This is a genomic window from Dactylosporangium fulvum, from assembly GCF_025137375.1.
GTDB lineage: Bacteria > Actinomycetota > Actinomycetes > Mycobacteriales > Micromonosporaceae > Dactylosporangium > Dactylosporangium fulvum.
Genome location: NZ_CP073720.1, coordinates 9,923,815 through 9,945,934, shown reverse-complemented (window position 1 = coordinate 9,945,934; position 22,120 = coordinate 9,923,815). Strand labels below are relative to the sequence as shown.

The 22,120-nt window shown below is 70.8% G+C and carries 19 protein-coding genes, 1 tRNA gene and 1 other RNA gene; 12 read left to right on the top strand and 9 right to left on the bottom strand.

Annotated features, from left to right (window positions below):
- Positions 1-88 precede the first annotated feature (88 nt).
- A complete protein-coding gene (locus Dfulv_RS45805) occupies positions 89-595 on the top strand; it encodes a hypothetical protein (RefSeq protein WP_259860070.1) in 507 nt (168 codons plus the stop codon).
- A 56-nt stretch (positions 596-651) separates the two neighbouring features.
- Here Dfulv_RS45805 and Dfulv_RS45800 read toward each other — a convergent pair.
- A tRNA-Ser gene (locus tag Dfulv_RS45800) sits at positions 652-736 on the bottom strand.
- A 52-nt stretch (positions 737-788) separates the two neighbouring features.
- Here Dfulv_RS45800 and ffs point away from each other — a divergent pair.
- The 4 genes from ffs to recR all read left to right on the top strand — a co-directional run bounded on the left by ffs (position 789) and on the right by recR (position 4,603).
- An RNA gene (gene ffs, locus Dfulv_RS45795) (signal recognition particle sRNA small type) lies at positions 789-887 on the top strand.
- 113 nt (positions 888-1,000) lie between these two features.
- Positions 1,001-3,610, top strand: a complete 2,610-nt coding sequence (locus tag Dfulv_RS45790; protein ID WP_259860069.1) for a DNA polymerase III subunit gamma and tau — start codon at positions 1,001-1,003, stop codon at positions 3,608-3,610.
- 66 nt (positions 3,611-3,676) lie between these two features.
- The gene (locus Dfulv_RS45785) at positions 3,677-3,997 is read left to right on the top strand and encodes a YbaB/EbfC family nucleoid-associated protein (RefSeq protein ID WP_259869526.1); all 321 of its coding nucleotides are present in this window, start codon (positions 3,677-3,679) and stop codon (positions 3,995-3,997) included.
- 12 nt (positions 3,998-4,009) lie between these two features.
- A complete protein-coding gene (gene recR, locus Dfulv_RS45780) occupies positions 4,010-4,603 on the top strand; it encodes a recombination mediator RecR (protein WP_259860068.1) in 594 nt (197 codons plus the stop codon).
- A 41-nt stretch (positions 4,604-4,644) separates the two neighbouring features.
- On the opposite strand, the gene Dfulv_RS49025 is transcribed toward recR, so the two are convergent.
- From Dfulv_RS49025 to Dfulv_RS45760, 4 genes are all read right to left on the bottom strand, one after another.
- Positions 4,645-5,232: a hypothetical protein gene (locus tag Dfulv_RS49025; RefSeq protein ID WP_406567890.1), complete on the bottom strand. Its 588-nt coding sequence runs from the start codon at positions 5,230-5,232 to the stop codon at positions 4,645-4,647.
- A gap of 21 nt (positions 5,233-5,253) precedes the next feature.
- On the bottom strand, positions 5,254-5,946 hold the full coding sequence (locus tag Dfulv_RS45770; protein ID WP_259860067.1) for an HNH endonuclease family protein: 693 nt from the start codon (positions 5,944-5,946) through the stop codon (positions 5,254-5,256).
- Between the two features lie 241 nt (positions 5,947-6,187).
- Complete coding sequence (leuA, locus tag Dfulv_RS45765) at positions 6,188-7,894, bottom strand: 2-isopropylmalate synthase (protein ID WP_259860066.1); 1,707 nt, start codon at positions 7,892-7,894, stop codon at positions 6,188-6,190.
- A gap of 157 nt (positions 7,895-8,051) precedes the next feature.
- Positions 8,052-8,867, bottom strand: coding sequence for a hypothetical protein (locus tag Dfulv_RS45760; protein WP_259860065.1), 816 nt, complete (start codon positions 8,865-8,867; stop codon positions 8,052-8,054).
- Positions 8,868-9,086: 219 nt separating this feature from the next.
- Between Dfulv_RS45760 and Dfulv_RS45755 the strand changes: the two genes are divergently transcribed.
- The 4 genes from Dfulv_RS45755 to Dfulv_RS45740 all read left to right on the top strand — a co-directional run bounded on the left by Dfulv_RS45755 (position 9,087) and on the right by Dfulv_RS45740 (position 13,608).
- A complete protein-coding gene (locus Dfulv_RS45755) occupies positions 9,087-10,352 on the top strand; it encodes an aspartate kinase (RefSeq protein WP_259869515.1) in 1,266 nt (421 codons plus the stop codon).
- 74 nt (positions 10,353-10,426) lie between these two features.
- A complete protein-coding gene (locus Dfulv_RS45750; protein WP_259869507.1) occupies positions 10,427-11,428 on the top strand; it encodes an aspartate-semialdehyde dehydrogenase in 1,002 nt (333 codons plus the stop codon).
- A 106-nt stretch (positions 11,429-11,534) separates the two neighbouring features.
- A complete protein-coding gene (locus tag Dfulv_RS45745) occupies positions 11,535-13,049 on the top strand; it encodes an MFS transporter (protein ID WP_259860064.1) in 1,515 nt (504 codons plus the stop codon).
- A complete protein-coding gene (locus Dfulv_RS45740) occupies positions 13,027-13,608 on the top strand; it encodes an acyl-CoA-like ligand-binding transcription factor (RefSeq protein WP_259860063.1) in 582 nt (193 codons plus the stop codon). The genes Dfulv_RS45745 and Dfulv_RS45740 overlap by 23 nt, the downstream gene beginning before the upstream one ends.
- 14 nt (positions 13,609-13,622) lie before the next feature.
- Here Dfulv_RS45740 and Dfulv_RS45735 read toward each other — a convergent pair whose 3' ends face one another.
- A complete protein-coding gene (locus tag Dfulv_RS45735; protein WP_259860062.1) occupies positions 13,623-15,263 on the bottom strand; it encodes a DNA repair helicase XPB in 1,641 nt (546 codons plus the stop codon).
- 394 nt (positions 15,264-15,657) lie between these two features.
- Here Dfulv_RS45735 and Dfulv_RS45730 point away from each other — a divergent pair, with 394 nt between their 5' ends.
- Positions 15,658-15,852 (top strand): hypothetical protein, encoded by a 195-nt coding sequence (locus tag Dfulv_RS45730; RefSeq protein ID WP_259860061.1) that lies wholly within the window; start codon positions 15,658-15,660, stop codon positions 15,850-15,852.
- On the opposite strand, the gene Dfulv_RS45725 is transcribed toward Dfulv_RS45730, so the two are convergent.
- Positions 15,849-18,215, bottom strand: a complete 2,367-nt coding sequence (locus tag Dfulv_RS45725; RefSeq protein ID WP_259860060.1) for a helicase C-terminal domain-containing protein — start codon at positions 18,213-18,215, stop codon at positions 15,849-15,851. The genes Dfulv_RS45730 and Dfulv_RS45725 overlap by 4 nt on opposite strands.
- A gap of 81 nt (positions 18,216-18,296) precedes the next feature.
- Positions 18,297-19,916: a glycosyl hydrolase family 18 protein gene (locus tag Dfulv_RS45720; RefSeq protein WP_259860059.1), complete on the bottom strand. Its 1,620-nt coding sequence runs from the start codon at positions 19,914-19,916 to the stop codon at positions 18,297-18,299.
- A gap of 174 nt (positions 19,917-20,090) precedes the next feature.
- Between Dfulv_RS45720 and Dfulv_RS45715 the strand changes: the two genes are divergently transcribed.
- Positions 20,091-20,690: an HAD family hydrolase gene (locus tag Dfulv_RS45715; RefSeq protein WP_259869499.1), complete on the top strand. Its 600-nt coding sequence runs from the start codon at positions 20,091-20,093 to the stop codon at positions 20,688-20,690.
- Positions 20,691-20,754: 64 nt separating this feature from the next.
- Complete coding sequence (locus tag Dfulv_RS48475; RefSeq protein WP_264675833.1) at positions 20,755-21,153, top strand: cold-shock protein; 399 nt, start codon at positions 20,755-20,757, stop codon at positions 21,151-21,153.
- Between the two features lie 66 nt (positions 21,154-21,219).
- Here the strand turns inward: Dfulv_RS48475 and Dfulv_RS45705 are convergent, their stop codons facing one another.
- On the bottom strand, positions 21,220-22,038 hold the full coding sequence (locus Dfulv_RS45705) for a 1,4-dihydroxy-6-naphthoate synthase (RefSeq protein WP_259860058.1): 819 nt from the start codon (positions 22,036-22,038) through the stop codon (positions 21,220-21,222).
- Positions 22,039-22,120 lie beyond the last annotated feature (82 nt).

Below are 22,120 nucleotides of genomic sequence, written 5' to 3'. Positions count from 1 at the left end.
GTAGCGGGCCGGTGTGAGCTGCGCAAACGCCGGCCTCATGAGGTACGACTCCTGGAACCTCTGCGGGCGTCGGACCGTCTGACGTGGCATGGGCCGACTCGCTCTCGCCGTGTTGCTGGTGTTCTCCCTCGCCGCCTGCGGCGGCAAGTCGTCCATGTCGGCCGAGCGCGTGACGTATCAGGCGGACTATCCGGCATACGACACCCTGGCGGCCCTGCACGCCAAGGCGAGCCTCGTCGTCTCGGTGCGGCTCGCCGAGCGCACGGAGGTGCGGTCGCTGGAGCACCGGGTCTACACGGTGCTGACCGGAACCGTGGAGCGGACGTTCAAGGGCCCGGGCGCTGCCGACGTCGAGATCAAGCAGCCGGGCGGGGAACACCGCGGCACGACCTACACCGAGGCCGGTGGCATCCCGCTGCAGCCCGGGCGGCGGTACCTGCTGTTCCTCGAGACCTATCCGGACTCGCCGGCGTCGTTGCTCAACCCGGGGCAGGCCCAGTATCTGCTGGACGACGCGGGGCGGCTCGAGCCGGTGGACGCGAGCGGCTTCAGCTTCACGCTCGCGGAGCTGGAGGCCCTCGGACCGGGCTCCTGACACCAAAACGCCGGGCGCCCCTGGCGGGGCCCCGGCGTTTTGCCTGCTAGGCGGTGCGGAGGATACGAGATTCGAACTCGTGAGGGTTTTATCCCAACACGCTTTCCAAGCGTGCGCCCTAGGCCTCTAGGCGAATCCTCCGTGCGCAAGGATACCCATCGCTTGCGACGCCCGCGCACCGGGTATTGTGGTGTCCAAGCCACTCGTGCGGCGTCATCTTACGAACCTCCCCAGGGCCGGAAGGCAGCAAGGATAAGTGAGCTCTGACGGGTGCACGGGTGGCCTTCATGTTTCCTGGCCCGGGCGGGTCGGGCGGCGGTGGTGGCAGCGGAAATTTGTCGGTCGCTGGGGGTACCGTGGTCCCGGCTCTGGCACACCGACCATCACGCGAACGGAGGAACGCTGGTGGCGCTCGCGCTGTATCGCAAATACCGGCCGCGCACGTTCGCCGAGATCATCGGGCAGGAGCACGTCACCGAGCCGCTGTCGCAAGCGCTGCGATCCGGCCGGCTCAACCATGCGTATCTCTTCTCGGGCCCCCGCGGCTGCGGCAAGACCAGTAGCGCCCGCATCCTCGCCCGCTCGCTCAACTGCGAGCGCGGCCCGACGCCCGAGCCGTGCGGCGAGTGCCAGTCGTGCCGCGACCTGGCCCCGGACGGTGCCGGGTCGATCGACGTCATCGAGATCGACGCGGCCAGCCACGGTGGTGTCGACGACGCCCGCGACCTGCGCGAGCGCGCGATCTTCGCGCCGGTGTCGAGCCGCTTCAAGGTCTATGTCATCGACGAGGCCCACATGGTCTCGTCCGCCGGCTTCAACGCGCTGCTCAAGCTGGTCGAGGAGCCGCCGGACTACGTCAAGTTCGTCTTCGCGACCACCGAGCCGGAGAAGGTGCTCGGGACGATCAAGTCCCGGACACACCACTACCCGTTCCGGCTGATCCCGCCGGGCGTCCTTCGGCCATATATCGAGCAGCTGACCGCCGCGGAAGGCGTCAAGGTCGAGCCCACTGTTTTTCCTCTGGTCGTGCGGGCCGGTGCCGGCAGTGCCCGTGACACCCTCTCGGTGCTCGACCAGCTGATCGCCGGTGCGGGCCCCGAGGGGGTCACCTACAGCCGCGCGGTCGCTCTTCTGGGTGTGACGGACGTCGCACTGATCGACGAGATGTGTGACGCGCTCGCCGCCGACGACGGCCGCAGTGCCTATGGCGTGATCGATCGTGTGGTCGAGGCCGGGCACGATCCCCGCCGGTTCGCCTCCGACCTGCTGGAGCGGCTGCGCGACCTGATCGTGCTGCAGCAGGTCCCCGACGCCGTCGACAAGGGCCTGCTCGACGCCCCGCACGACCAGTTGGAGCGGATGAGCGCACAGGCGGCCCAGCTGGGCCAGGCGAGCCTGTCGCGGTTCGCCGACATCGTCCACAACGGGCTGACCGAGATGCGCGGGACGACCGCGCCGCGGCTGCTGCTGGAGCTCATCACGGCGCGCATGCTGCTGCCGGGCGCCGACGATTCGAGCACTGCGTTGCTGCAGCGTCTGGAGCGCATGGAGCGGCGCCTCATAGCCGGCGGTGTGCCGGCACCCGCGGTGCCGGCTGAGGCGTATTCTCCGGCCCCGGCCTCACCTCCGGCTCCTGCCCCGTCCCAGGCCCCGGCCCCGGCCCCGGCTCCCGTCCAGGCTTCGGCCCCGGTCGAGCCGGCTCCCGTGCAGCAGCCGGCGCCTGCTCCGGGTCCGGCACCCACGGCGTCGCCCGGCGCTGGTGGGCTCGACGCGGCGGCCGTCCGGCGGGTCTGGGCCGACGTGCTGACGCTGGTCAGCGGCAAGAGCAAGAAGGCCGCGGCCATCGTGCGCGAGGCGACCGTGCAGGACGTCGAGGGCAGCACGCTGGTGCTCGGGTTCAAGTACGTCACCCATGCCAACATGCTCAGCAACTCGCCCGACGTGCTGGTCAGCGCGCTGCAGGAGCTGCTCGGCGGCCGCTGGCAGGTGCGCTGCGAGGTCGGCGGCCAGCCGGGCGGCGGGGGCGGCAGCAAGCCGGCGACCCCGAAGCCCACGCCGCAGCCGTCGGGCCCGTCGGCGCCTCCCAGCCCGCCGCCCCAGGCTCCGCACCAGGCCGGCCCGGCGTCGGTCGGTGAGCCGGTCGGCCGGTCGCGTGTGGGGGCGCAGGCGGACGGGGAATGGCCCACGCCGGCCGCTCCGGGTGGAGTGGGCGCAGGCGTCATCAGTTCGGGCGCGGCCGTCGCCGTGGCCGCCGCGGGTGGCGGCGCGGCCACGGGCTGGCCGACGCCTGCCACGCCGGGTGGCTCGACCGGCGGGGACGGGGACTGGCCCACTCCCGCGACACCTGGCGGTGCCGCAAGATCGGCTGCTGAGCAGAGCTCGGCCGAGGGGTGGCCGACACCGGCGACCCCCGGCGGCGTTCCGCCGGCGGCCCCGAGCGGAGGGCGGCCGACACCGGCGGCCCCCGGCGGAGGATGGCCGACGCAGGCGGCCCCCGGAGGTGCCGCGGGACCGGCCTCGGCGCCGGGCGCGGCCGAGGGGTGGCCGACGCCGGTGACCCCAGGCGGTGCGGTCGCCGCGCCGGGCGTTCTCGCCGACCCGGTCGCGGCGATTCGGAGCGGGACCGGGGCTGGAACGGGGGCGGGGAGCAGACCCGGCGCCGGATCGCCGGCCTCGACCGGTCCGGCCGGCCGGCCGCGAACGGGTGGGAGCAGCGCGCTCGAGATGGCCCGGGAGGCGGCCAGGGCCGCCGCAAGCGGGCAGCGTCGGTCGGCGACCGCCCAGGTGAGCGCGGCCGGTGCGACGGAGTCCGCCTGGGACGGTGCGGCGGCGGACGAGCCGCCGTTCGACCCGGACTATGACTCGCCCGTGACCGATCTGCGGTTTCCCGGCCTGGACCCGGGGGATGAGCTGCTCGACGACGCCACCGCAGTGCGTGAGACCAGCGAAGAGGCCGCGCTCCGGCTGCTCGCGGAGGCGCTCGGCGCGGAGAAGATCGGGGAGACCACCGGCTGACTAAGCTGGTCTCCAAACTCAGAGACTTCGAAGGAGCACACTGTGCGCCCCGGTGGACAGCCCAACCTGCAGCAGATGATGAAGCAGGCGCAGAAGATGCAGCAGCAGATGGTCGCCGCGCAGGCGGAGATTGCCGAGGCCGAGCTGACCGGCACGGCCGGTGGTGGCCTCGTCACGGCCGTCGTGCGGGGCACGGGTGAGGTCGTCAGCATCAAGATCGACCCCAAGGTGGTCGACGCGGACGACATCGAGACGCTCGAGGACCTCATCGTCGCTGCGCTGCACAACGCGTCGCAGGCGGCCAAGGACCTGACCGAGGAGAAGATGGGCCCGCTCACCGCCGGGCTCGGCGGCCTGGGCGGCGGCCTCGGGCTGCCCGGCTTCTAGCGGGCGCCGGGCGTGTACGAAGGCGCCATCCAGGACCTGATCGACGAGCTCGGTCGGTTGCCCGGGGTCGGGCCGAAGAGCGCGCAGCGCATCGCGTTTCACGTGCTGGCGGCCGACCCCGCCGACGTCAAGCGGCTCGCGCAGGCGTTGCAGCGGGTGAAGGACCTCGTGCGGTTCTGCACCCGCTGCTACAACGTCGCCGAGGCGGACCTCTGCCGGATCTGTCGCGACCCGCGCCGCAGCGACGAGGTGTTCTGCGTCGTCGAGGAGCCCAAGGACGTCGTGGCCATCGAGCGGACCGGCGAGTTCCGTGGCCGCTACCACGTGCTCGGCGGCGCGATCAACCCGCTGGAGGGCATCGGGCCCGACAGCCTGCGCATCCGCGAGCTGATGACCCGGCTGGCCGAGGGCACCTGCAAGGAGCTCATCCTGGCCACCGACCCCAACACAGAGGGCGAGGCCACCGCCACCTACCTGGCGCTGATGGTCAAGCCGATGGGGCTCACCGTGACCCGGCTGGCGAGTGGGCTGCCGGTGGGTGGCGACCTGGAATACGCCGACGAGATCACCCTCGGCCGCGCGTTCGAGGGGCGCAGAGCGGTCTGAACGGCGGGGCGCCGGTTCGGCGTCCCCGCCGCAGCCTAGGCCTAGCCGTTGGGCCGGTTCAGGATGCCGGTGACGACGGTGTGCACGGCCGAGAGGTCCGTCGGGTCGTTGAGGTGGGCGCGGGCGCCCGTCACCACGTACCACTCCTCGGCGTCCTTGTACTGGACCCGCACGACGACGGCGCCGCCGTCGTCGACCTCCGTGCGCAGGGTCAACTCGCCGGTGATGACGCCGACCTCGTCGGTCATCACGCCGCCCGGGCCGGCCATGATGTCGGACTGGAGGAAGTCCGGCGCGGCTCCCGGGGGCGGGGTCGTGGCGCCGGCATCCGCCGAGGCCGGGGGCGACCCGGCTGGAGCGGCGGCGCCCGGATCCGCTGGGCCGGAGGCCTGGCGGTCGGCCGTGGCGCCCGAGGCCACGGCCTGCGCGGTGCCGGCGCCGCTCGAGCCCGCCGCAGTCTGAGCCGTGGCCGCCGCGCCCGCGGAGTCGGCCTGCCCAGGCGAGCCGCCCTGCGCCGTGGCCGCCGCGCCCGGGGAGTCTGCCGCAGCCCCGGCCGGGCCGGCCGAGGCCGACGACGGCGGGGTGGGCGGAGAGCCGGCGGATGCCGGTCCGGGTCCTGGTTCTGCCATCTCTGCCGCCCCTTCCGCGGTCTACTTACAAGTCGCCAGCATGTCTGCCAGCGCCGTCTTCTCGGCCTGCGTCACGGTCAGCTTGTAGTAGCTCTTGACCGTGACCCAATCCTGCGCATACGTGCACCAGTAGGCCCGGTTCGGCGGCTTCCACGTCGACGGGTCCTGGTCGCCCTTTGCCCGATTGGACTGCAGGCTAACCGCAAACAGTTGCGGCCGGGTCATGTCATTCGCGAACTGCTTGCGCTGCTCGTCGGTCCACTTGTTGGCACCGGACCGCCAGCTCGCCGCCAGCGGGACCATGTGGTCGATGTCGAGGTCCTGTGCATTGGTGACGGTCTTGTCGTCGTACGAGCTGTACCAGCTGCCGCTCGTGATCTTGCAACCGTCGCCGACCGTGACGTTCTTGCCGTCGCGCTTGAGCACCGCCTCGCGCGTGTCGCAGCTGTTGCCCTGCGAGATCCAGTGCGGGAACTTCTCGCGACTGTAGCCCGACATCGATCCGGCCGGAGCCACGGTGAGGGAGTCCAGCGCCGCACCGGCGTTGCCGGACGTGCCGCCGCCGGTCGGGGCGGTCGTCGGGGCGGTTGTCGGGGCGGTCGACGGTCCGGCGGAGCCGGGTGTGGAGGAGACCTCGCAGCTGCCGGCGCCGGTCAGCACCGTCGCGAGCGCGAGGGAGAGGAGGACGGCTTTGCCGTTTCTTGAGGGGCGCACGCCCCTACTGTGCTGTATCAACGCAGCTCTCGCAGGAATCGCCACGATGGGATTCCCGACACTTTTCACTTCGGCACGTTCGGCCCGGGCAAGAGACCCGGCAGGCAGGACGGCTGTCCCTGGTGCCCGGGACAGTCCTGCGGCCAGGATCTTTCCATGCCGAAACTGACCTGGGCCGGGCCCACGTGACGGCGGGGCCCGGCCTCCCATCGAGGCCGGACCCCGCCGGACGATCAGGACCTCAGCCGCGGTTCGCCGCGCTCAGCACCGCGCGCAGGGAGGCCGTGACGATGTTGGCGTCGATGCCGACGCCCCAGAAGGTCTGGCCGTCGACGGAGCACTCGACATAGGCCGCCGCCTGGGCGCTCTCACCCGCGGTGAGGGCGTGCTCGGCGTAGTCCAGCACCCGAACGTCGACGCCGACGTCGCTCAGCGCCTGGACGAACGCGTCGATGGGCCCGTTGCCGGTCGCCGAGATGGTCCGGACCGTGCCGTCGACCTTCACGTCGGCCGTCAGCGTGACCTTGCCGTCGACGGTCGCCGCCTCGTACCCCTCCAGCGTGAACCGCCGGTCGGAGAAGTACTCACCGGAGAAGAAGTCCCACATCGCCTGCGGGTTGACCTCGCCGCCCTCGTCGTCGGTGTGCCGCTGCACGACGCCGGAGAACTCGATCTGCAGGCGGCGCGGCAGGTCGAGCTGGTGCTCCGTCTTCATGATGTAGGCGACGCCGCCCTTGCCGGACTGCGAGTTCACCCGGATGACCGCCTCGTAGGAGCGACCCAGATCCTTCGGGTCGACCGGCAGATACGGCACGCCCCAGGTGAACTGGTCGACCGGCACGCCGGCGGCGGCCGCGTCGCGGTTGAGCGCCTCGAAGCCCTTCTTGATGGCGTCCTGGTGGGAGCCGGAGAAGGCGGTGTAGACCAGGTCGCCGGCGTACGGGTGGCGCTCGTGGACGGGCAGTTGGTTGCAGTACTCGACGGTCCGCTTGATCTCGTCGATGTCGGAGAAGTCGATCTGCGGGTCGACGCCCTGGGAGAACAGGTTCAGGCCCAGCGTGACCAGGTCGACGTTGCCGGTGCGCTCGCCGTTGCCGAAGAGGCAGCCCTCGACGCGGTCGGCGCCGGCCATCAGGCCCAGCTCGGCGGCGGCGACGGCGGTGCCGCGGTCGTTGTGCGGATGCAGCGACAGGACGACCGACTCGCGGCGGGGCAGGTTGCGCGACATCCACTCGATGGAGTCGGCGTAGACGTTGGGGGTGGCCATCTCGACCGTCGCCGGCAGGTTGATGATCAGCGGCCGGTCCGGGGTCGGCTGCAGCACGTCGATGACCGCGCTGCAGATCTCCAGCGCGTAGTCCAGCTCGGTGCCGGTGTAGGACTCGGGGGAGTACTGGTAGTAGATCTTGGTGTCGGGCGTGATCGCCTCGGCGTACTTCTGGCAGAGCCGCGCGCCGGTCGTGGCGATGTCGGTGATCCCGGCCCGGTCCAGGCCGAAGACCACGCGCCGCTGGAGCGTCGAGGTCGAGTTGTAGAAGTGGACGATCGCCTGCCGGGCGCCGCGCAGCGACTCGAAGGTGCGCTCGATCAGGTTGTCACGGCACTGGGTCAGGACCTGGATCGTGACGTCCTCGGGGATGAGGTCCTGCTCGATCAGGGTGCGCACGAACTCGAAGTCGGTCTGCGAGGCGGCCGGGAACCCTACCTCGATCTCCTTGTATCCCATGCGGACCAGCAGGTTGAACATCCGGCGCTTGCGCTCGACGGACATCGGGTCGATCAGCGCCTGGTTGCCGTCGCGCAGGTCCACCGCGCACCAGCGGGGCGCGACAGTGATCTCCTTGCCGGGCCACTGCCGGTCGGTCAGCGGGATCGGGAACTGTTCAGAAAACGGCCGGTAGCGGTGAATGGGCATCCGGCTGGGGGTCTGGTTGGCGATCTCGGACATGCTGATTCTGCTCCTGGTTGGTTGAGGGTCTGATCCGAAGCACTAAAAGGGGATCGACCGGCAGGAGCGCAGACGCGCGTGTCATCCCCGCGACGAGGTGCCGGCCTGAGAGGCCTCGTCGCGGCGACGAAGAAGAAGCGTCTGCCACATGTCGAGGTCAGGCTACGCCCTTGGACGGGCTCGGCGAAACCGATCTCGGCAGTTGGGAGCCGGACGGGTTCGGTGAGGGCGGCGGCGGTGCGGTCGTCGGCAGCGGGGCGCCGTCGACCACGGGGCCCGGCAGCGAGATCGTCGGGGGCGCCCCGATCACCTCGCCGGTCAGCGCCAGTTGGCCGAAGGGCAGCTTCGCCGCGGTCAGGATGCCCTTGTCGCTGTAGCAGAACACGCCCGGGTCGATCGGCGGCTGGATCGCGGTGACCCCCGGCTCGACGGCGAAGCAGGGTGCCGACGTGCCGGCGAGCGGGTCGGCGGGTGCCACCGAGAGCGGGACCTGCCGGTCGAGCAGGACGTCGAGCCAGGCGACGAAGACGTACTGGATGCGGGGGTCGTTGGCGGCCGGCAGTTTCTTGCCGGCCGGGGCGATCTTGACGCAGCCGGCGGCCGGGTTGATCGGGCACTGGTACTGCCCTTCGGGCCGGCCGGCGATCGCCACGTCCGCGGTGCCGCCGAGCGCACCACCCTGGATGTCGACCCGCCAGGTGCGGTCGGTCGCGATCGACACCAGGATCGAGCGCGGCGCCTTGCCGGATACGGTGAGTGTGTACGCGGCGACATACCGCTGATCCTTGGCGACCGCGACCCGGCCGGCGAGCAGTCCCCGCGGGTCGGCCTGGACGGGGGCCGCCTCGGAACTCACCGCGGTCACCGGTGCCCCGGTGGAGCCGCAAGCGGCGACGAGCACGCCGGTGATCACGGCGAGAGCCGTGCCGGCGGTCACAGTGATCGCGGTAACCCCGACCCGATGCGAACGCACCCGCGTATTCTCGCCCGTCGGGTGCCGGGATCGTGCAACGCCACACCCGGCGCCGCGGGACGGCCGGATCGTGGAACGCTACTGCCGAGTGGAACCTCACGCCGGTACGCTCGGCTGCGTTGACCTCGCCCGAACGGGCGACCTGACAGGATCTGACACAGCAGGAGCCGCCACAACGTGGTGCGGCCGGACCCGAAAGGGCGGAAGGAGCTCGACGGCGTGGCGCTGATCGTGCAGAAGTACGGCGGATCGTCCGTCGCCAACGCCGAGCGCATCAAGCGCGTTGCCGAGCGGATCGTCGACACGCGGAAGGCCGGCAACGAGGTTGTCGTGGTGGTTTCCGCTATGGGCGACACCACCGACGAGCTCCTCGACCTCGCGTCGCAGGTGAGCCCGATCCCGGCAGGCCGCGAGCTCGACATGCTGCTCACCGCCGGTGAGCGCATCTCCATGGCGCTGCTGGCCATGGCGATCAACAACCTGGGATACGAGGCCCGGTCGTATACCGGCAGCCAGGCCGGCGTGCTCACCACGTCGACCCACGGCAGGGCCCGGATCATCGACGTGACCCCGGGCCGGATCCGGGCCGCGCTCGACGAGGGTGCGATCGCCATCGTCGCCGGCTTCCAGGGTGTGTCGCAGGACACCAAGGACATCACCACGCTGGGCCGCGGCGGCTCGGACACCACGGCCGTGGCACTCGCCGCCGCGCTGCACTCCGACGTGTGCGAGATCTACACCGACGTCGACGGCATCTTCACCGCCGACCCGCGGGTGGCCAAGAACGCCCGGCACATCAAGCAGATCACCTACGAGGAGATGCTCGAGCTGGCCGCGTGCGGCGCCAAGGTGCTGCACCTGCGCAGCGTCGAATACGCGCGGCGCTTCTCGCTGCCGATCCACGTCCGTTCCTCGTACTCAACCGCCAACGGCACCATGGTCACCGGATCGATGGAGGACCTTTCCGTGGAGCAAGCGCTCATCACCGGCGTCGCGCACGACAGCAGCGAGGCGAAGATCACCATCGTCGGCGTTCCCGACCAGCCCGGTGTCGCCGCGCGGATCTTCCAGACGGTCGCGGCCGCGGAGACCAACATCGACATGATCGTCCAGAACGTGTCGACGGAGAGCACGGGCCGCACCGACATCTCCTTCACGCTGCCGAAGACCGACGGTACGAGGGCCAAGGCCGCCCTGGAGCGGATCAAGTCGAGCGTCGACTACAAGGACGTGCTGTTCGACGACCACATCGGCAAGGTGTCGCTGATCGGCGCCGGCATGCGGTCCAACCCGGGTGTCGCGGCCCAGCTGTTCGCCGCGCTCGCTGAGGCGGGCGTCAACATCGAGATGATCTCCACCTCGGAGATCCGGGTGTCCGTGGTGTGCCGCGACACCGACCTCGACGTCGCCGTCCGGGCCATCCACGACGCATTCGAGCTGGGTGGCGATGAGGAAGCTGTGGTCTACGCGGGGACCGGACGATAGGTTCGGTCATCGTGGGTGGTCACGGGTTGCCGAGCCTGGCGGTGGTGGGTGCGACCGGAGCCGTCGGCTCCGTGATGTGTGAACTGCTCTCATCCCGAAAGAACGTGTGGGGCGAGATCCGTCTCGTCGCCTCGAAACGGTCGGCCGGGCGCACGCTCGTCGTGCGCGGCGAGGAGCTCGTCGTGCACGAGCTGGCCCCCGAGGTGTTCGACGGCATCGACGTGGTGATGTTCGACGTTCCCGACGAGGTGTCCGTGGAGTGGGCGCCGATCGCCGTGTCGCGCGGCGCCGTCGCCGTCGACAACTCCGCGGCCTTCCGTATGGACCCCGACGTTCCGCTCGTCGTGCCGGAGATCAACCCGGAGCAGGTGCGCAACCGCACCAAGGGAATCATCGCCAACGCCAACTGCACCACGCTGACGATGATCGTGGCGCTCGCGCCGCTGCACCGCGAATACGGTCTCAAGGAGCTCGTCCTGGCCTCCTACCAGGCGGTCTCCGGTGCCGGCAAGGACGGCGTCGACACGCTGCACGACCAGCTGCGGCGGGTCGGCGGCGACCGCAGCCTCGGCTCGCGCCCCGGCAACGTCCGCCAGGCGGTCGGCGACGACCTCGGCCCGTTCCCGGCGCCGCTCGCCCTCAATGTGGTGCCGTGGGCCGGCTCGCTGCGGGACGGCGGCTGGTCGTCGGAGGAGCTGAAGCTGCGCAACGAGTCGCGCAAGATCCTCGGCCTGCCCGACCTCAAGGTCTCCGCGACCTGCGTGCGGGTGCCGGTCGTCACCGGCCACTCCGTCGCGGTCCACGCGGTCTTCGGCTCGGAGGTCGACGCCGAGGGCGCCCGCGAGGTCCTGCGCCACGCGCCCGGCGTCATCCTGGTCGACGATCCGGCCGCCGGAGAGTTTCCGATGCCGATCGACGCGGTCGGAACGGACCCGTCGTGGGTCGGCCGGATCCGGCGCTCGGTCGACGACCCGAGGGCGCTCGACTTCTTCGTCACGGGTGACAACCTGCGCAAGGGCGCTGCGCTCAACACCGCGCAGATCGCCGAGCTGTTGTCGCGAGAGTTGCGAGGCTGACCCGCACCCGATCGCTCGCAGCGCCCCTGGCATGACGCCAGGGGCGATTTTTTGTGATGACGGTCTCGATTGACAGTACAACTCAAATGGTAGTTACTCTCAAAATATGGCTGCTGTCAGTTCGAGCCCACGCCGCTGGTGGGCACTCGTCGCCATCGTGCTGAGCGTGCTCACGGTCGGCTTCGACACGACGATCCTCAACGTCGCGCTGCCCACGCTCGCGACCGAACTCGACGCCGGCAACGCCGAGCTGCAGTGGCTCGTCGACGCCTACGTCCTGGTCTTCGCCGGCCTGCTCCTGCCGATGGGTGCCCTCGGCGACCGGTACGGCCGCAAGCGCCTGCTCATGATCGGCCTGCTCCTCTTCGCGGCCGCGTCGCTCGGCGCCGTCTTCGCCGGCAGCGTCGGGCAGGTCATCGCCGCCCGCGCGGTCATGGGCGTCGGTGGCGCGATCCTGACGCCGATCACGCTGGCGATCCTGCCGGTGCTGTTCGCGCCGCACGAGCGGGGCAAGGCGATCGCGGTCCTGACCATGGGCATGGGCATCGGCCTGCCGCTCGGCCCGATCATCGGCGGCTACCTGCTGGAGCACTTCTGGTGGGGCTCGATCTTCGTGATCAACATCCCGGTGGCGGTGATCGCGGCCGTCGCCGTCGGGCTGCTCGTGCCCGAGTCGAAGGCGGCGACCCCCAAGCCGGTCGACTTCTTCGGCGCGATCCTGTCCACGATCGGCCTGACCGCGCTGGTGTACGGCGTGATCGAGGCACCCGCACGGGGCTGGACCGACGGCCTGGTGCTCGGCGCGCTGGCGGGCGGCCTGGTGCTGCTGGCCGTGTTCGCCGTCGTCGAACGGCGGATCGCGGCGCCGATGATCGACCTGCGGTTGTTCCGCCGGCCGCGCTTCGCCTGGGGTACCACCGCCGGGACCATCGCGTCGTTCGCGCTCTTCGGCGTGCTGTTCATCCTGCCCCTGTTCCTGCAGGCGGTCCTCGGCCACGACGCGCTCGGCGTCGGCCTGCGCCTGCTGCCGCTGATCGGCGGCATGTTCGTCGGCGCGCCGCTCGGCGCCCGGATCGCGGGCCGCGTCCCGACCCGGGTGCCGGTCGCGGCCGGGCTGCTGGTCGGCGCGGCCGGCATGCTGCTCGGCGCGACGACCGGCACCGGGTCGGGGTACGGCTTCGTGGCGACCTGGCTGCTCGTCACCGGCGCCGGCGTCGGTCTGGCGCTGACCCCGGCCATGGACGCGGTCATGGGCGAACTGCCACGCGACGAGGCCGGCTCGGGCACCGCGGTCACCATGACACTCCGGCAGGTCGGCGGGGCGCTCGGTGTGGCGCTGCTCGGCAGCCTCACCGCAGGCGTGTACCGCGACAGGCTGGGACCGGCGCCGGAGGTGGCCCACGACTCGGTGACGGCGGCCATGGCGGTCGCGGCACGCACCGGGGACCAGGCGCTCGCGCTGGCCGCCCGCGGGGCGTTCCTCGACGCGATGAGCGCGGTCCTGTTCGTCTGTGCCGGGGTCGTACTGGCCGGTGCCGTGCTCGTCGCCGTGTTCCTACCCGGTGCGCGCCCCCCGGAGGGTGCGGAAGAATCGGTGGATGAGCTCACCAGGGTTGCGTGAACGCAAGAAGCAGAAGACCCGCTGGGCGATCCAGGAGCACGCGGTGCGCCTGTTCGCCCAGCAGGGCTACGACGCGACCACGGTGGAGCAGATCGCGGAGGCGGCGGAGATCTCGCCGAGCACGTTCTTCCGGTACTTCAAGACCAAGGAAGACGCGGTCGTCCAGGACCGGTACGACGACCTGATGGCCGACGCCATTCGGAACGCTCCGCCGGAGCTGTCCCCGCTCGACACCGTTCGCCGGGCGTTCCTCGACGCGTTCGCGCAGATCGACCCCGACGAGGCCGAGCAGGTCCTGCAGCGGGCGAGGCTGGCACTGTCGGTGCCGGCCCTGCGCATGCGCTCGCTGGACAACATGCAGTCGTCGATCAAGTTCCTGGCCGCGCCGCTGGCCGAGCGGCTCGGCCGGGAGCCGGACGACTTCCGGTCGGTGGCATTCATGGGCGCCTGCGTCGGTGCGATCATCAACGCCGTCATGACCTGGGTCGAGAACGACGGCGCCGACGATCCCCGGCAGCTGATCGAGGAGGCCCTGTCGGTGATCGCCGAGGGCCCGTAGCGGGTTCGCGGAATCTACGCGAGGACGTCGTCGGCGTCGGTGATGGTGTAGGCGTAACCCTGCTCGGCCAGGAACCGCTGGCGGTGCGCTGCGTATTCCGTGTCGATCGTGTCGCGGGCCACCACCGTGTAGAAGTGGGCCTGCCGCTTGTCGGCCTTCGGGCGGAGCACGCGGCCGAGGCGTTGCGCCTCCTCCTGCCGTGAGCCGAAGCTGCCGGAGACCTGGATGGCCACCGCGGCCTCGGGCAGGTCGATCGAGAAGTTGCCGACCCGCGAGATGACCAGTGTCTTCAGCTCGCCGGAGCGGAACTCGTCGAACAGCCGCTCGCGCTCCTTCGTGGTCGTCGAGCCCTGCACGATCGGCGCGTCGAGGAACTCGCCGAGGTGGTGGAGCTGGTCGATGTAGCCGCCGATGACCAGGATCTGCTCGCCCTTGTGCCGATCGACCAGCGCCTGCACGACGGGCAGCTTGGTGCGGGCGGTGGCGGCCACGCGGTAGCGCTCCTCGGGCTCCGCGACCGCATACGCCATGCGCTCGGTCTCGGTCAGCGTCACGCGCACCTCGACACACTCGGCCGGAGCGATCCAGCCCTGCGCCTCGATGTCCTTCCACGGCGCGTCGTAACGCTTCGGGCCGATCAGCGAGAACACGTCGCCCTCGCGGCCGTCCTCCCGCACCAGGGTCGCGGTCAGGCCGAGCCGGCGCCGGGCCTGCAGGTCGGCGGTGAACCGGAAGATCGGCGCGGGCAGCAGGTGGACCTCGTCGTAGACGATCAGGCCCCAGTCGCGGGCGCCGAACAGGTCGAGGTGCGGAAACACGCCGCCGCGGCGGGTCGTCAGCACCTGATAGGTCGCGATGGTGACCGGGCGGATCTCCTTGCGCTCGCCGGAGTATTCGCCGATCTCGTCCTCGGTCAGGCTGGTGCGCGCGACCAGCTCGCGCTTCCACTGCCGGCCGGCGACGGTGTTGGTCACCAGGATCAGCGTGGTCGCCTTCGCCTCGGCCATCGCCGCGGCGCCGACCAGCGTCTTGCCCGCGCCGCAGGGCAGCACGACGACGCCGGAGCCGCCGGCCCAGAACGAGTCGACCGCCTCGCGCTGGTAGGACCGCAGTGCCCAGCCGTCCTCGGCCAGGTTGATGGCGTGCGCCTCGCCGTCGACGTAACCGGCGAGGTCTTCGGCCGGCCAGCCGAGCTTGAGCAGCGCCTGCTTGAGCCGGCCGCGCTCGGAGGCGTGGACCACGATCGTGTCGGCGTCGATGTGCGCGCCGAGCATGCCGGCCAGCTTCTTGCTCTTCGCCACCTCGACCAGCACGACCCGGTCGAGTGCGTGCAGCACCAGGCCGTGGATGGGGTCGTTGAGCAGCTGGAGCCGTCCGTAGCGGTCCATCGTGTCGGCGATGTCGACCAGCAGCGCGTGGGGCACCGGATAGCGCGAGAAGCGCAGCAGCGCGTCGACGACGCCCTCCGCGTCGTGGCCGGCCGCGCGCGCGTTCCACAGGCCCAGCGGGGTCAGCCGATAGGTGTGGACGTGCTCCGGCGAGCGCTCCAGCTCGGCGAAGGGGGCGATCGCCATGCGGCACGCGAGCGCGTCCGGATGGTCGACCTCGAGCAGCAGGGTCTTGTCGGACTGGACGATCAGTGGACCTTCTGGCACGGCAACCAGTGTCGCACGCACCTCTGACATTCTCAGATAGCGGGATGATCCTGCAATTTGCAACCGCGAACGGGGTGCCTAGCGTCTTGCGTATTGACGGCCTTCGGCCGTCGTCGTGGTGTTCGGGAACCGGGCGTGCGCGTTCGGGCCGTCGGCGTCGCCGGCGGCCATTTGCATCGGGGGCAGGCGCGTCGTCCGACCCGGGACCTAGGGTGGGTATCAAAGTGGGGACCGGGCTGCGGCGGGCCCGGCGCCTCGCCCAGGCGCTGGCGGCGTCCCGGAAGGGCCCGGTCACAACACCGGTGGCCGGACCTTCCCGGGCCACCACCGGACAAAACTCTGGACTTCGTCTCGGCTCGACATGATCGGCGGGACAGGGCCTAGACTCGACCGCATGGGTCCGAGAGTGACCTTGGCGTTCGGTGGGCTGGCCGCGCTCGCGGTGGCCGTCGGCTGGTTTCTGCTCTCCTCACAGGTCGCGCACACCGACGTGCAGACGGCCGTCAGCGAGTCGCTCGGCGCGATCCTGATCGTCATGCTGGTCATGTCGATCATCGGCTCGATCCGGCACAGGGACACCGACGACTAGGAGCCCTCGTTCTCCGGCACCGCCGCGGTGATCCGGTGCAGGGCGAACGTGTGCAGCATTTCCGTGCGCTCGTCCTCGGCCCGCAGATAGCCCGACCCCATCGACACCGGCCGCACCAGCCGGGACGCCGTCGCGCCGTGCGCGTCGATGTAGCCGACCCACACCCGGGTGCGGTCGCGCAGCGCCTGCTGGAGCACCTCCAGGGCCTCGGTGTGCGACCCGCCCGAGCCGTTGGCCCGCACGGTCACCGGCGCGCGCCGCGCCACCCGGGCGGCCGCGTCACCGCGGCGGATCTGCTCGATCACCCCGGCCAGCCGGGGCGTCGACAGCCGCACGCCCGCCGCCGGGTCCTCCACGCCGCGGTGTGCCCAGCTGGGCCGCGGCGGACCCCGGCGGACCTTCGGCCTGGTCAGCATCGCCGCACCCGTCGCGTCCTCCTGCACCGGCGGGTAGCCGGCCTCGCGCAGCGCCTCCAGCAGCCGGGCCGGCGTGTGCCGGCAGGCCAGCACGGTCGGCGCCAGCCGGCGCAGGGCGAGCGGCTGGAGGCGCCGGTCGGCGAGCACCTCGGCGATCAGCGATTCGTCGTCGCTGCGGACGTACGAATTGGCGGAGCCGATCCGCATGCCGCCGTGCTTGCGGGCCATGTCGTCGATGAGGTACGTGAGGGTCTGCGGCACCGGCGTCCGGGACCGGCGCGCGAGCAGCGCGTGCAGGTCGGCGGCCGAATAGCCGGCGTCGAGGCTGCGGCGGACCGTGTCGGCCGTGATCCGGTAGACGCTCGCGGACTCCTGGACGCCGAGCAGCTCAAGCTCACCGGCCAGGCTCGCCTCCGGCGGCCCGGGCACGATCACGGACAGGTCGGCCTGCAGCAGCACGTGGTCGACGGGGGCCGGCAGCAGGGTGTCGAGCAGCGCGGCCGAGCCGGTCAGCGCGCCGCCCTCCGGCGCGTGGAGCCCGAGCGGGTCGTCGGCGTCGACCGCGCCGGCGGCGAGCTCCTCGAGCAGCAGCCGGCCGTAGCTGGTCAGCCCGCCGAAGCCGGTGAGCCCGACATACGCCGCCTCGGCCAGGCTCGCCTCGACCCCGGCCGACGCGCCGCGGGAGACCCGCCGGGGCGCACGCCAGGCGAGGGTGTCGACCACCGCCGAGGGCGCCGCGGTGGCGCCCGGCGGCAGGTCGGCGAGCACCCGCAGGGCCGCGCGGCGCTGGGCCGGCGCACCGGGGCGGGACAGTTCGGGCGCCAGCGCGTTGATCGGGCGGTCGCGGTCGTCGCGCTGCCCGACCATGGACGGCGCCCGGGTCATGGTCAGCCAGGTGACCGCGAGCCGGTGCCAGCGGGCGGCGATGCCGCCGGCCCGCCAGGCGTCGTAGGCCACCGTCGGCAGGAAGACGCTCTCCACCCGCTTGTTGTCGACGATCTCCTCACCCAGCAGTCCGGCGGCGGTCACGATCTCCACCAGCAGTGCCGTGGTCGGCTCGTCGACGCCGACCGTCTTGGCGTATCGCCGGAGCTCCCGGACGCCGAGTCCACCGGAGCGCAACACGGCGGGTGGCTCGGCGCCGATCGTCTCGATCAGCGTCTCGGCATTGCGGACGAGCTCGAGGACCTGGCCCGCGCCGGCGCGGTCGAGTTGGGCGGGCTCCCGCTGCGGGGTGTCCATCGGCGGGGGATCGGGGTGCAGCTGGCCGAGCGGCCCGGCATCGCGGCGCAGGACGAGCGACACCTCGACCGGCAGCTCGACGGCGTCGCGGCCGACCGTGACCAGCAGGTGCCGGTCAATCAGCCAGCGGACCGGCGAGTCGGAGTCGGGCTGCAGGCTTGCCGGGGTGACGGTACCGACGGGAGGCCCGGCTGCGAGCCGGTCGAGCACGGCACGGGCGGCCGGCGGCGCCGCCATCAGCGTGCGGCGCAGTCCCGCGGCGTCGGCGGCCAGGGCGCCGGCCATCGGGTCGAGCTCATCGGCCGGCCGGCCCAGCCCGGCCGGGTAGGGCGAGGAGACCTCGTCGACGGCACCCGCGATGCGCAGGGCCTGATCCTGGCCGTACACCACCGCGTAGGACCGCAGCAGGTCGATGGCCGAACGCACGCGGGCGGCCTCGACCCCCGCGGCGGCCGTGAGGGCGAGCACCGCCTCGACCGACGTCGTGTGCCCCACGCGCGTGTATCGCAGCGCGTCGAGGATCTCCAGCGTGAAGGTGTCGAGGCCGTCGAGCGCCCGGGCGACGGCCACCCGCGACTGGGCCCGGTGCGCCATGGCCGAGAAGTCCGACGGCGGCGGGATGACCAGGTCAGGGCGCAGCCGGATGAGCGCCATCAGCCCGTCGTCGGGCAGGGCGCGGAGGTGGTCGGCAAGCGAACTCGTCATCTCGCCTCATACGCTATCCGGCCCGGGTGACGATTGAGGGCGGGCCTATGGAAGGCCCGCCCTCGCCCGTCAGGGTTGCGGTTACTTCAGACCGTTGCTCACCGCGGTGATCAACTCACCGTTGGAGGTGTCGCCGGAGAGCTCCCAGAAGAACGCGCCGCCGAGGCTCTGCGACTTCGCGTAGCTCATCTTGCCGGTGATGGTGCTCGGCGTGTCGTAGCTCCACCAGTTGCTGCCGCACTTGGCGTAGGCGGTGCCGCCGATGGTGCCGGTGGCCGGGCAGGTGTTCTTCAGGACCTTGTAGTCCTCGTTGCCCTGCTCGTAGGTGCCGGGCGCCGCACCGGTGGCGGTGCCGCCGGGCGTGGCCTGGGTGACGCCGGTCCAGCCGCGGCCGTAGAAGCCGATGCCGAGGAGCAGCTTGTTGGCCGGGATGCCCTTGCTCTTGAGCTTGTTGATCGCGGTCTCGGCGCAGAAGCCGGCGGTCGGGATGCCCGCGTAGCAGTTCAGCGGCGAGTGCGGGGCGGTCGGGCCCTGCGCGCTGAACGAACCGAAGTAGTCGTACGTCATCGGCATGAGCCAGTCGAGGTTGCCGATCGCGCCGGCGTAGTCGGTCGCGTCGATCTTGCCGCCGTTGGTGCCGTCCGCGGTGATGGCGGCGGTGACCAGCTTGCTGGAGCCGAACCTGCTGCGCAGCGCCGAGATGACGTTCTTGAAGGCGTTCGGGCCGCTGGTGTCACACTGCAGGCCACACGCGTTCGGGTACTCCCAGTCGATGTCGATGCCGTCGAAGACGCCGGCCCAGCGCGGGTCGTTGACCAGGCTGTAGCAGGAGTCCGCGAAGGCGGCCGGGTTGGCCGCGGCCTGGGTGAAGCCGCCGGACCAGGTCCAGCCGCCGAACGACCAGATGACCTTCAGGTGGGGGTACTTCGCCTTGAGCTTCTTCAGCTGGTTGAAGCTGCCCCGCAGGGGCTGGTCCCAGGTGTCCGCGACGCCGTCGACCGACTCGGCCGCGGTGTACGCCTTCTCGTAGTCCGCAAAGCTGTCGCCGATCGAGCACCGGCCGCCGGTGGTGTTACCGAACGCGTACAGGATGTGGGTCAGCTTCGAGGCCGAGCCGCTCGTGTCGATGTTCTTCGCGTGGTAGTTGCGGGCGTACACGCCCCACTCCGCGAAGTAGCCGACGACCTTCTTCGAGCCGCTGGGCGGGTTGGAGGTGGGCGGGTTCGAGGTGGGCGGGTTCGACGACGGCGGTTTGGAGCTCGGCGGGTTCGACGACGGCGGGTTCGAGGTGGGGGTGCCGCCGCTGCAGACGACGCCGTTGATCTTGCAGTTGATCGGCGGCTTCGCGCCGCTGCCGTTCATGCCCCAGCTGATGCTGGCGCCGGCGGCGAGCGTCGGGGCCCACGACTTGTTCTTGGCGACGTAGTGCTGGCCGGTGCGGACGACGTCCGCGTCCCAGAAGCTGGTGATCTGACCGCCCGCGGGCAGGTCGAACTCGAGCGTCCACCCGTTGATCGCGCTCGAGGTGCCATTCGTGATCTTGTAGGTCGCGCCCCAGCCGGAACCCCAGTCCTGGTCGACCGTGAACGTGGCGCTGAGGTTGCCGGCGGCGTTGGCGGTGCTGGTGACGATGGGGACTACGGCCGCCGCCAGCGCCACTGCGGCGGCGACGACGAGGCCGTTGCGGACGGATCGTTTCATCGCGTCTCCTGGATGATCCTTTAGGAAACTTTCCTAAAAGTATCCGTGACGCTAGTGGCCAGAGTCTCACTTCGTCAATACGTGATTCGCGGATATTTCGATGGCATACATACTGTGACCTGGGCATCCTTAAAGGTGTCTCAACATCAGGTTGTCATTGGCTTTGACCTCGACATGACGCTGCTGGATACCCGGCAGGGCATCGCCGCGACGTGGCGAGCGCTCACCGTCCGTACCGGGGTGCATGTCGACGCGGAGTTGGCCGTCAGCCGGCTGGGTCCGCCGCTGCGGCAGGAAATGTCGGAATGGTTCCCTTCGGCGCGGATCGAAGAGGCCGTCGGCATCTACCGCTCGCTGTATCCGGACCATGCGATCGCGCCGTCCGTAGCGCTCCCTGGGACGCTCGAGGCGCTCGCCGCCGTCCGTGAGGCCGGCGGGCGGATCGTGGTCATCACGTCGAAACTGGGCCGGCTGGCCGAGCTCCACCTTGCACATTTGGGCATTTCGGTCGATCACGTCTACGGTGACGTATTCCATGCGCAAAAGGCCGACGTATTGCGTGCTGTCGGCGCTTCGTTGTACGTCGGCGACCACGTGGCCGACATGCAGGCCGGAGTTCTGGCGGAAGTTCCGGCCGTCGGGGTCACTTCCGGCCCCTGTTCGGCCGACGAACTCCGGGCCGCCGGCGCGACAATTGTGTTTGAGGATCTGCACCCGTTTCCGGCGTTTCTCCATCGCATGATCTCGGTTGGCCGTGCGGGAAGCGGTGACTAGCCTTGTTGTGCACATCCCGGCGCCGTGCGGCCGGGACGGGTCGAGACTGGGGAGCAGGGGCAGCGTGCCGACGGGTCGAGTGAAGTGGTACGACCAGGAGAAGGGTTTCGGGTTCCTCACCAACGACGACGGGGGCGACGTCTTCGTGCACAAGGCGGCCCTGCCGTCAGGCGTGAGTGAGCTGAAGACCGGTCAGCGGGTCGAATTCGGGGTGGTCGAGAGCCGCAAGGGCAGTCAGGCGCTGCAGGTCAAGCTGATCGACGCACCGCCGTCGGTGCAGGAGGCCCGGGCGGTTGCCAACCGTCGTGCCCCGGAGGAGTTGCACGGCCTGATCGAGGACATGATCCGGGTGTTGGAGGCCAAGATCCAGCCCGACCTGCAGCGGGGCCGCTTCCCGGACCGGAAGACGTCCCGCACCGTCGCCGAGGCCGTTCATCTGGTCGCACGGGAACTGGAAGTCTGAGATCGCGTTCTACAACGGAAACGGGCCCCGCCATTGAGCGGGGCCCATTCGGTTTTTCGGGGGTGCTCAGCCGCGGACGAGCGGGGTGGCCGGGACCAGGCCCTCCTCCGCCGCCCTCGTCAGCAGAGCGTCGACCGCGGCGTGGCCGTCGGGCCCCAGCGACGCGGTGAACTCGTTGACGTAGAGCTTGATGTGCTGGTCGACGACGTCCTGCTCCATCTCCTGGGCGTGGGACAGCACATAGTCGCGGCTGGCCGACGGATCGGCCCACGCCTGCCGCACCGACTCCTTGATCCAGGCGGTCGCCAGCTCGGGGTCGACCCGGTCACGGCGCGCGATGATCGCGCCCAGCGGGATCGGCAGCCCGGTGTCCTCCTCCCACCATTCGCCGAGGTCGGCGAGGGCGTGCAACCCGTAACGCTGGAAGGTGAACCGGGCCTCGTGGATGACCAGCCCTGCGTCGAACCGCCCCGCGGCGACGGCGGGCATGATCTCGGCGAAGGGCACGATCTCGACCTTGGCGGGCGGGTCGCCGGCCGACCAGAGGCGCATCAGCAGGTAGGCCGTCGTGCGGTCACCCGGCACCGCGACGGTCTTGCCGCCGAGGCTCGTGATGCCCCGGTCCTTGACCAGCACAAGCGGACCGCAGCCGCGTCCGAGGGCGCCGCCGCAGGGCAGCAACGTGTAGCTGTCCAGCAGCCACGGCAACGCCGCGTAACTCACCTTGACCAGGTCGAACTCGCCGCGCTCGGCCGCCGTGTTCGTGACGTCGACGTCGGCGTAGGTCACGTCGAACGCCGGCGCCCCGGGGACGAGCCCGTGGGCGAGAGCGTGGAAGACGAACGTGTCGTTGGGGCACGGTGAGAAGGCGAGCGAAAGCGTCACAAGCCCGAATCTAGCCCTCAACGCGGACATCGCACCCGGAGTGGCGAAACACCTGGTGTGACGCTCGCGACTCCATTTCCGC

What these genes read in the sequence shown, in the direction of transcription:
- Dfulv_RS45805 (WP_259860070.1), top strand. Translation starts at nt 89, where the DNA reads ATGGGCCGACTCGCTCTCGCCGTGTTGCTGGTGTTCTCCCTCGCCGCC.
- Dfulv_RS49025 (WP_406567890.1), bottom strand. Translation starts at nt 5,232, where the DNA reads ATGGCAGAACCAGGACCCGGACCGGCATCCGCCGGCTCTCCGCCCACC.
- leuA (WP_259860066.1), bottom strand. Translation starts at nt 7,894, where the DNA reads ATGTCCGAGATCGCCAACCAGACCCCCAGCCGGATGCCCATTCACCGC.
- Dfulv_RS45750 (WP_259869507.1), top strand. Translation starts at nt 10,427, where the DNA reads ATGTGTGAACTGCTCTCATCCCGAAAGAACGTGTGGGGCGAGATCCGT.
- Dfulv_RS45745 (WP_259860064.1), top strand. Translation starts at nt 11,535, where the DNA reads ATGGCTGCTGTCAGTTCGAGCCCACGCCGCTGGTGGGCACTCGTCGCC.
- Dfulv_RS45740 (WP_259860063.1), top strand. Translation starts at nt 13,027, where the DNA reads ATGAGCTCACCAGGGTTGCGTGAACGCAAGAAGCAGAAGACCCGCTGG.
- Dfulv_RS45730 (WP_259860061.1), top strand. Translation starts at nt 15,658, where the DNA reads ATGGGTCCGAGAGTGACCTTGGCGTTCGGTGGGCTGGCCGCGCTCGCG.
- Dfulv_RS45725 (WP_259860060.1), bottom strand. Translation starts at nt 18,215, where the DNA reads ATGACGAGTTCGCTTGCCGACCACCTCCGCGCCCTGCCCGACGACGGG.
- Dfulv_RS45720 (WP_259860059.1), bottom strand. Translation starts at nt 19,916, where the DNA reads ATGAAACGATCCGTCCGCAACGGCCTCGTCGTCGCCGCCGCAGTGGCG.
- Dfulv_RS45715 (WP_259869499.1), top strand. Translation starts at nt 20,091, where the DNA reads ATGACGCTGCTGGATACCCGGCAGGGCATCGCCGCGACGTGGCGAGCG.